1 protein-coding gene and 1 tRNA gene are annotated in these 1,318 nt (G+C 47.4%); both read left to right on the forward strand.

The genetic code is table 11. From position 1 onward, the window contains the following. Nucleotides 1–2 precede the first annotated feature (2 nt). A complete protein-coding gene (gene tuf, locus BZL35_RS04970) occupies nt 3–1,193 on the forward strand; it encodes an elongation factor Tu (RefSeq protein WP_106183153.1) in 1,191 nt (396 codons plus the stop codon). Nucleotides 1,194–1,243: 50 nt separating this feature from the next. After that, nucleotides 1,244–1,316: transfer RNA gene (locus tag BZL35_RS04975), tRNA-Trp, on the forward strand. Nucleotides 1,317–1,318 lie beyond the last annotated feature (2 nt).

Raw genomic sequence — 1,318 nt, forward strand, 5'->3', positions numbered from 1 at the left:
AAATGGCAAAGGAAAAGTTCGAGCGGACTAAGCCGCACGTGAACGTTGGTACCATTGGTCATGTCGACCATGGGAAGACGACCCTGACGGCCGCGATCGCAACAGTGCTATCAGCCAAATTTGGTGGCCAAGCCAAGAAGTACGACGAGATTGATGCGGCGCCGGAAGAAAAAGCGCGTGGTATCACTATTAATACCGCTCACGTTGAGTACGAAACGTCTAACCGTCATTATGCTCACGTTGACTGTCCTGGTCACGCCGACTATGTGAAGAACATGATCACTGGTGCTGCTCAGATGGACGGCGCCATTCTCGTTTGTTCGGCTGCTGATGGTCCAATGCCGCAAACGCGTGAGCATATCCTATTGGCTCGTCAAGTTGGCGTCCCATACATTGTCGTATTCATGAATAAGTGCGACATGGTTGATGATGTTGAATTGCTGGAGCTTGTTGAAATGGAAGTTCGTGAACTTCTATCCAAATACGACTTCCCGGGCGACGATCTTCCGATCATCAAGGGTTCAGCCAAGCTGGCATTAGAAGGTGATAAGAGCGAGCTAGGCGAAAGCGCTATTTTAGCTCTAGCAGAAGCGTTGGACACATACATTCCAACGCCTGAGCGTGCTGTTGACGGCACTTTCTTGATGCCAGTTGAAGATGTATTTTCAATTTCTGGTCGTGGTACTGTGGTAACAGGTCGCGTTGAACGTGGAGTCATTAAGGTCGGAGAAGAAATCGAAATTGTTGGCATTACGGATACAGTTAAAACGACCTGTACGGGTGTTGAAATGTTTCGTAAATTGCTTGATCAGGGTCAAGCAGGCGATAATGTGGGTATTTTGTTGCGTGGTACGAAGCGGGAAGATGTTCAGCGTGGCCAAGTGTTATCTAAGCCAGGGTCAATTACACCGCATAATCACTTCACAGCAGAGATTTATGTTTTAGGCAAGGATGAGGGTGGTCGTCACACACCTTTCTTTAATAATTATCGTCCACAATTCTATTTCCGTACAACAGACGTAACTGGTTCGATTGAACTACCTGTTGATAAAGAAATGGTTATGCCTGGTGATAATGTCTCGATCACAGTGAAGTTAATTCATCCAATTGCTATGGAAGAAGGATTGCGTTTTGCAATTCGAGAAGGTGGTCGTACTGTTGGTGCCGGTGTAGTGGCTAAAATTATCACTTAAGCGTATTTGGATCGCGTTAGGGGTCAGTCATATGACCCTGCTGCTATTTTAGGGGTATAGCTCAACTGGCAGAGCGTCGGTCTCCAAAACCGAAGGTTGGGGGTTCGATTCCCTCTGCCCCTGCC

The organism is Candidatus Pandoraea novymonadis, from assembly GCF_003004665.1.
GTDB lineage: Bacteria > Pseudomonadota > Gammaproteobacteria > Burkholderiales > Burkholderiaceae > Pandoraea > Pandoraea novymonadis.

What these genes read in the sequence shown, in the direction of transcription:
- tuf (WP_106183153.1), top strand. Translation starts at nt 3, where the DNA reads ATGGCAAAGGAAAAGTTCGAGCGGACTAAGCCGCACGTGAACGTTGGT.